The organism is Micromonospora sp. AMSO12t, from assembly GCF_008806585.1.
Classification (GTDB): Bacteria; Actinomycetota; Actinomycetes; order Mycobacteriales; family Micromonosporaceae; genus Micromonospora; species Micromonospora reichwaldensis.
Genome location: NZ_WAAS01000355.1, coordinates 1 through 5,624, shown reverse-complemented (window position 1 = coordinate 5,624; position 5,624 = coordinate 1). Strand labels below are relative to the sequence as shown.

Here is a 5,624-nt window from a genome sequence, read left to right as displayed (position 1 = left end):
GTCTACTACGGGGGGTAGGATTGCGGCGTGACTCGGCTTGGTGATCTCGAACGTGCGGTGATGGACGTCTTGTGGGACTCGGTCCCGGGCACGTCGGACGGGATCACCGTGCGCGAGGTGGCCGACGCGCTGGACGGCCGGGAGCTGGCGTACACGACGGTGATGACCGTGCTCGACCGGCTCGCCGGCAAGGACATGGTGCAGCGCGAGCGGGAGGGGCGGGCCTGGCGATACCGGGCCGCCGCCAGCCGCGAGGCGTACATCGCCCAGCTCATGCTCGACGCCCTCGACCTCGGCGGCAGCCGGGACGCCGCGCTGGTGCGCTTCGCCCGCTCGGTGACCGGCACCGAGGCCGAGGTGCTGCGCGCCGCCCTCGGGGCCGAGGCCGAAGGGGCCGGGCACGGTGGGGACGCGCTGACCGACCGGGTCGAGGCGCCGTCGGTCGACGGCCAACCGCCCCGGGCCGACAGGGCAGCGGACAGGTAGGGCGGCGGTCGTGGCGTACGCCCTGCACTTCGCCGCGTCGATGCTGGCCTGCTGGCTGACCGCGCAGGTGCTGTCCCGCTCCACCTGGACGTGGCGCAGTCCCCGGGTCGCGATCGTCTGCTGGCAGGCGGTCGGGCTGGCCCTCGGGCTCTCCGCCATGGGTGTGCCGATGGCGCTGGGCCTGTCCGCCTACGACCGCCCGACCGGCAGCGCGCTGGTCGCCCTCGCCACCGACCTCGCCCACGGCACCCTGCCCGTCGGGCTGGGCGCGCCGCACCTGGCCGCCGTCGGGGTGGGCTTCGGCATCGGCGCGGTGCTGCTGACGACGACCGTCCGCAGCATCCACGGCACCGTACGCGCCCAGCGCCGGCACCGGGACCTGCTCGCCCTGGTCGCCCGCCGGGACCCGACGGTGCCCGGGGCGCTGGTGCTGGACCATCCGAGCGCGGCGGCGTACTGCCTGCCCGGGATGAAGCCCCGGGTGGTGGTCAGCGCGGGCACGCTCGACCTGCTGGACAGCGCCGAGTTGGCGGCCGTGCTCGCCCACGAGCGGGCGCACGCCCAGGAACGGCACGACCTGGTGCTGCTGCCGTTCACCGCGCTCAGCCGGGCGCTGCCCTGGTTCGCCTGGGTCCGCGAGGCGCACGACCGGGTCGCCCTGCTGGTCGAGATGCGGGCCGACGACAAGGCCCGGGAGGCGCACGCCGACGCCCCGCTGGCCGGTGCGCTGCGCCGGTTCGCCGCGGCCGGCAACCGGGTGACTCCGGCCGGCACGCTCGGCCTGGGCGACCGGGACCTCGACGTCCGGGTGCAGCGGCTCCTGGTCGCCGACCGGCCGCCCCGGCTGCTCGGGGCCGCCGCGCTGACCGTGGCGACCAACGTGGCCGCCCTGCCGGTCTCCCTCTTCCTGAGCTGACCGGGCGCCGGCCCGCCCCCGTGCCGCCCGCCGGCACTCGGGGACCGCCGGCGTGCTCCCGCGCCCGGTGGAGTTACCGCCGCGTGGATCGCCGCCGGACATGCTGGGACCGGACCGCCCGCGTACGCGAACCGCCCGGCGCCCCCACCCTCCCCCACGGCTACTACAAAACGTCGTAGCATCGTCTACGACGGGCCATAGTAGTTATGCGTAGGGAATCTACGTGTAGGCTCGCTACGACAAGTGAGCCAACCGTACGGAGAGCCGGCCATGGACACCCTGCTCCTCGCCCGCCTGCAGTTCGCGACCACCACCTCGATCCACTTCCTCTTCGTGGCGGTGACCCTCGGCCTCGTGACCCTGCTGGTCGGTCTCCAGACCGCCTGGGTGATCACCAACAAGCCGGTCTACGAACGGCTGACCCGCTACTGGGGCCAGCTCTACGTGATCAACTACGTGCTCGGCATCGCCACCGGCATCGTGATGGAGTTCCAGTTCGGGCTGAACTGGAGCGGACTGTCGCGCTACGTCGGCAACGTCTTCGGCGCGCCGCTGGCCATCGAGACGCTTGTCGCGTTCTTCCTGGAGTCGACGTTCCTCGGCATGTGGATCTTCGGCTGGCACCGGCTGCGTCGGGGCGTCCACCTCGCCCTGCTCTGGGGCGTCGCGATCACCGCGTACGCCTCGGCGTTCTGGATCATGGTGGCGAACTCCTGGCTGCAGAACCCGGTCGGCTACGAGGTACGCGACGGGGTCGCGCACCTCACCGACTTCTCCGCGCTGCTGGACAACCCCACCTTCCGCGTGGCCTTCGGGCACGTCGTCACGGCGGCGCTGCTCGTCGGCGGAATGCTGATGGCGGCGGTCAGCGCGTGGCACCTGGTCCGGCGCACCGACGACTTCGCCCTGCACCGCAAGGGGCTACGCATCGGCCTGATCACCTCGGCGGTGGCGATCTTCTTCGTGCAGGGCTTCGGCTTCGCCCAGTTCTTCGCGATCAGCGACGTGCAGCCCACCAAGTTCGGCGACGACCCCGCCGCCGCGCCGCTGATCGCCGACTGGACCGCCCGGTTCGGCCCCGGCGACTACACCCCGCCGGCCCTCGCCGACGTCGGCCTCGGTTTCATGATCCTGATCGGTTTCACCCTCGGCCTGCTCTGGCTGATGCTCCCGCTGCTCTGGCGGGACTGGGTGATCCGGCTGCGCGTCCCGCTGTGGATCCTCCAGTTCGCCCTGCCGCTGCCGTTCGTCGCGATGATCCTCGGCTGGATCGCCCGCGAGGTCGGCCGCCAGCCCTGGGCCGCGTACGGGCTCCTGCCCGTGGACCAGGCGGTGTCGCCGGTCAGCCCCTGGCTGATGCTCACCTCGCTGATCGGCTTCAGCCTGCTGCTCGGCGCGCTCGCCGTCACGAACTGGGTGCTGCTGGCCCGGCACGCCGCCCGGGGCGCGCACGACCCGGCCCTGGGCCGGCAACCGGACCAGCCGCCGGCCGACCCCCACCCCGAGCCCGCCTTCGCCTGAGGAGACGACCGTGGAACTCGCCTGGTACGCCCTGCTCGGGCTCTTCTTCGCCGTCTACCTGGTGCTCGGCGGCTACGACTACGGCGTCGGCCTGCTGCTCGCCCGGGGCACCGACCCTGCCCGCCGCCGCGCCGCGCTCAACGCGGTCGGCCCGTTCTTCCTCGGCAACGAGGTCTGGCTGGTGGCCGCCGTCGGCATCCTGTTCGGTGCCTTCCCCGTGCTGGAGGGGGAACTGCTCTCCGGCTTCTACCCGGCGGTGCTCGCCGCGTTGACCGGGGTCATCCTGGTGACCGCCGGCGTGCAGCTGCGCAGCCGCCCCGACGGGCAGCGGGCCCGCGCCTGGTGGGACCGGATCGTGGTCGTCGGCAGCGTGCTCGCCGCGCTCGGCTGGGGTGCCGTGCTGGCCGGGCTGCTCCAGGGCGTACCGCTGCACGCCGACGGCCACGTCGCCGGGGTGACCCACCTCTTCACCCCGTTCGTGGCCGCCGCCGGGCTCGCCGTCGTCGCGCTGGTCGCGCTGCACGGTGCGACCTTCCTCACGCTCCGGCTGCCCGCCGCCGACGCCGCGCCGGTCGGGCGACTGGCCGGCCGGCTCGTCCCGGTCGCGCTCACCACAGTCGGCGCGGCCACCGTCCTCGGCCTGCTCTCCACCGACGTACGCGCCGCCGCACGGCAGCCGGTGGTGGGCGTACTGCTGCTGTCGTTGCTGGTCGCGGCGCTGCTGACGGCCCGGGCGGCGCTCGCGCGGCGGCGGCCGGGGCTGGCCTTCGCCGCCACCTGCGCGTCCCTGGCGCTGCCGGTGGCGCTGGCCGGTGCGACCATCTGGCCCTACGCGCTCGTCTCCACGGTCGACCCGGGCGCGTCGCTGACCGTGGCCGACGCGGCGGCGAGCACCCCCACGCTGCGGCTGCTGAGCTGGCTGACGCTGCCGCTCCTGCCGGCCCTACTAGGCTTTCAGGCGATGTGCTGGTGGGTGTTCCGGGGACGGACCGACGGCAGGGCACCGGTGTACTGGTGAACCGCCGTCCCTTCGACCCGCGTCTGCTGCGCCGGGTCCCGGGGGCCCGGCGCGACCTCGCCGTGCTCGCGCTGCTCGGCGTGCTGGCCGCGGGGCTGGTCGTCGCGCAGGCCACGGCGCTGGCCGCGCTGCTGGCGACCGCGTTCGAAGGGCGGCTCGACCGGCCCGCGCTGGCCGGCTTCGCCACCGCGGTGGCCGCCCGCTCACTGCTGCTCTGGGCGCAGGGCACGGTGTCGGCGCGGGTCGCGGCGACGGTCAAGGCGACGCTGCGGGCCGACCTGCTCGGGGCGGTCGGGCGGCACGGCCCCGGCTGGGTCGCGGGACAGCGCGCCGGGCAGCTCGCCACGCTGACCGGGCGCGGGCTGGACGCGCTCGACGCGTACTTCACCGGCTACCTGCCGCAGCTGGTGCTCAGCGTCACCGTGCCGGTCGCCGTACTGGCCCGGATCTTCCTCGCCGACTGGAGCTCGGCGCTGATCATCGCGGTCACCCTGCCACTGATCCCGATCTTCGGCGCGCTGCTCGGCTGGCAGGCGCAGGCCGCCACCGAGCGGCAGTGGCGGCGGCTCTCCCTGCTCGGCGGGCACTTCCTCGACATGGTCGCCGGCCTGCCCACCCTGCGCGCGTTCGGCCGGGCCCGGGCGCAGACCGACGTGGTCCGCCGGATGGCCGACGGCCACCGGGTCGCGACCATGAAGACGCTGCGGATCGCGTTCCTGTCCGCCCTGGTGCTGGAGCTGGTGGCCACCCTCTCGGTGGCGCTGGTCGCCGTGCCGGTCGGCGTGCGGCTGCTCGGCGGCGGGCTGACCCTCCAGACCGCGCTGCTGGTGCTGCTGCTCACCCCGGAGGCGTACCTCCCGCTGCGGGCCGCCGGCGCCCGGTTCCACGCCAGCATGGAGGGGCTCACCGCGCTGGACGAGGCGCTGACCCTGTCGGCCGCCGCCCCCGCGCCGGCGCGCGGCGCGGGCGCGGCCGTCCCCGACGGCCGCGGCGAGATCCGGTTCGAGGCGGTGACCGTGGCGTACGAGCGGACCACCGCCCTGCGCGACGTCACGCTGACCATCCGGCCGGGCGAGCGCGTCGCCGTGATCGGCCCCAGCGGCGCCGGCAAGAGCACGCTGCTCGGCCTGCTGCTCGGCTTCGTCACCCCGACCGCCGGCCAGGTCACCGTGGGCGGGGTCGACCTGGCCGACGCCGATGCCGACGGCTGGCGCCGCCAGGTGGCCTGGGTGCCCCAGCGGGCCCACCTCTTCGCCGCCCCGCTGGCCGACAACATCCGGCTCGGCGCGCCGGACACCCCCGACGCGGCGCTCGCCACGGCGGTCCACGACGCCGCCCTGGACGACGTTGTCGCCGGGCTGCCCGACGGGCTCGCCACCGTCCTCGGCGAACGCGGGCACGGCCTGTCCAGCGGGCAGCGGCAACGGGTCGCGCTGGCCCGCGCGTTCCTGCGGGACGCGCCCGTGGTGCTGCTCGACGAGCCGACCGCCCGGCTGGACACCGCCGCCGAGGCCGTCGTCCTCGACGCCACCCGCCGGCTGGTGGCCGGGCGGACGGCGCTGCTGGTGGCGCACCGGCCGGCACTGCTCGCCGACGCGGACCGGATCCTGCGCATCGAGGACGGCCGGGTCACCGAGCTGACGCCGACGGCGGCCGGGGAGGCCACCCGATGACCGACGAGCG

At 75.0% G+C, this 5,624-nt stretch carries 5 protein-coding genes; all 5 read left to right on the top strand.

All coding sequences use genetic code 11. The annotated features are described in order from the left end of the window. Nucleotides 1-27 precede the first annotated feature (27 nt). The 5 genes from F6X68_RS30185 to cydD all read left to right on the top strand — a co-directional run bounded on the left by F6X68_RS30185 (nucleotide 28) and on the right by cydD (nucleotide 5,614). Complete coding sequence (locus F6X68_RS30185; RefSeq protein ID WP_151457435.1) at nucleotides 28-486, top strand: BlaI/MecI/CopY family transcriptional regulator; 459 nt, start codon at nucleotides 28-30, stop codon at nucleotides 484-486. Nucleotides 487-496: 10 nt separating this feature from the next. Beyond that, the gene (locus F6X68_RS30180) at nucleotides 497-1,402 is read left to right on the top strand and encodes a M56 family metallopeptidase (protein WP_151457434.1); all 906 of its coding nucleotides are present in this window, start codon (nucleotides 497-499) and stop codon (nucleotides 1,400-1,402) included. Nucleotides 1,403-1,672: 270 nt separating this feature from the next. Further along, nucleotides 1,673-2,923, top strand: a complete 1,251-nt coding sequence (locus F6X68_RS30175) for a cytochrome ubiquinol oxidase subunit I (RefSeq protein WP_151457433.1) — start codon at nucleotides 1,673-1,675, stop codon at nucleotides 2,921-2,923. A gap of 10 nt (nucleotides 2,924-2,933) precedes the next feature. Then, nucleotides 2,934-3,941: a cytochrome d ubiquinol oxidase subunit II gene (locus tag F6X68_RS30170; RefSeq protein ID WP_151457432.1), complete on the top strand. Its 1,008-nt coding sequence runs from the start codon at nucleotides 2,934-2,936 to the stop codon at nucleotides 3,939-3,941. Continuing rightward, nucleotides 3,938-5,614 (top strand): thiol reductant ABC exporter subunit CydD, encoded by a 1,677-nt coding sequence (gene cydD / locus F6X68_RS30165; protein WP_151457431.1) that lies wholly within the window; start codon nucleotides 3,938-3,940, stop codon nucleotides 5,612-5,614. The genes F6X68_RS30170 and cydD overlap by 4 nt, the downstream gene beginning before the upstream one ends. Nucleotides 5,615-5,624 lie beyond the last annotated feature (10 nt).